Origin of the sequence: Prevotella sp. TCVGH, assembly GCF_023522295.1 — a bacterium.
GTDB lineage: Bacteria > Bacteroidota > Bacteroidia > Bacteroidales > Bacteroidaceae > Prevotella > Prevotella timonensis.
In genome coordinates this window covers 1-1,714 of sequence record NZ_QFFX01000134.1, presented here as the reverse complement: position 1 = coordinate 1,714, position 1,714 = coordinate 1, and the positions used below count along the sequence as shown (strand labels likewise).

Annotated in this window: 1 protein-coding gene; it reads right to left on the bottom strand. The window is 36.9% G+C overall.

All coding sequences use genetic code 11. The features are described from left to right. Positions 1-127 precede the first annotated feature (127 nt). Positions 128-1,390: a TlpA family protein disulfide reductase gene (locus DEM91_RS12435; RefSeq protein ID WP_249859114.1), complete on the bottom strand. Its 1,263-nt coding sequence runs from the start codon at positions 1,388-1,390 to the stop codon at positions 128-130. Between the last annotated feature and the right edge of the window lie 324 nt (positions 1,391-1,714).

The following is a 1,714-nucleotide window of genomic DNA, read 5'->3' as shown; positions in this document are numbered from 1 at the left end:
GGAGGCGCGAAGCCTCCGAAGAGCGGCATCCGACTTGTCTCCGTGTGTTAGCCTTTGCAAACATAGTAACTTATATTTAGATTTATAATTGCTTTTCATTGATTTATTCCTATGGGTAAATGTCTATTCAAAACACTTTTTTATTTTTTAAAGTCAATTCCATTATTTTCAGATACAAATCGTTACCTCGTAAATCAGTGGCAATAATCCTGTGCTCTTTATCCAATAGGAAATTTGTTGGGATGGATTCCACTTTAAATTGCTTTTCTAATTTATAACGGTTCGGTTGATCTTTCCATGTTACATGTGTGAAGGCACCGCTTTTGTCAAAATCCACCGCATCTTTCCAATTCTTATCGTTTTCGTCTATGGTAATAGAGTAGATTGTAAACCACTCTTTGTACTTATTGTAATCTTTCAGCATATAGTTACGTATCTCGCTTCGGCAGGGACCACACCAACTTGCCCAGAAATCGATCAGTACATAGTCGGTCTTGATGTCGTAGAGTGAAATCATCTTCCCGTTTCTGTCCGGCAGTTGAATGTCAGCAACAATGTCGCCTATTTTATATTTTTCGGCTTTGATGGTATCTAAATTTACTTGTGCGGGTCTTGGTGCAGGACGAAGCGGTATATGTTCTTTCTCACTTAAAATCGTCAACCAACGCTTTTGATTAGCTTTACTTTCATCGGTCATTGGGGGATATTTTTTGTATGAAGGAAATAATTGAATTTTTTCGTAATCTGGAAATTTCTGCTTGGCTGCAATCAAAACACTATCAGCTTGATTCTTTGGTAATAGATAGTAAATTTGATACAACTCTAGCCAATAGTTTTTGGGATATTTAATTGTCTTGAGAAGTTCAAATGATAATCCAAGCTTCAAATAGTGGGTCATAGCGTTGATGCTGTCATTTAATCGATTCCGTTTCATATCATCATAGGCAGGATTCAAACTTTCTTCTTTTAATGACTGTAATTTATTTCGGACTTCAGTATATTTACCATTAATGGAAAAGAGTTCTTGCATTTGTTTTGAACCTTCGGTATATGGATTCAATGAAGTGTTTCTATCAATATATACCGTTACATCATCACCATTGCTTAAATATATAACAGGCTGTATTGGCCCTGATTTAGAAAAAGCCAGCCAACAATATGCATATGGTTCTTTACAGTTTGCGCGCATTCTGAACTCTCGTTGCCCCTTTGCTAAAAGAACGGAATCTTCTATCGAAAATACATTTCCGACTCCTTCAAATAAATACACCCACTGGTCTTCAGTGTTGTAATCGTTACTTACTATTACCCTTATTTTTGCTTCATTTTGTGCAGAAAAACTCAGCAATTGGATAAAACTAAAGAAGATAATCAATAATGTTTTTTTCATCTTTTTTTACTTGAAAGCGGAGTGCATATAATATGCACTTCGACGTTCTGTTTAGTACGTTCGGCATGAGCATTATCTAACGGGTGGAAGTCCCGAGTAAGCCCTAATAGCGGGAATTACATAGCCAAGAGCAAGGGTGTTCATCGTGAGATGAAATCTGAAGGAAACTGGCGGCAAACATCGGACTTCTATGTTGCTTTCCAAATAATTGGAAAATATTTGTAATTTATTAACTGTTCATTATCAATCACTTAGCGTGAAGTTTATTAGTACGATGACTTTAGAAGAAGCAACAGCCACCAGCCCGGCATGGGAACACCGGGT

What these genes read in the sequence shown, in the direction of transcription:
- DEM91_RS12435 (WP_249859114.1), bottom strand. Translation starts at nt 1,390, where the DNA reads ATGAAAAAAACATTATTGATTATCTTCTTTAGTTTTATCCAATTGCTG.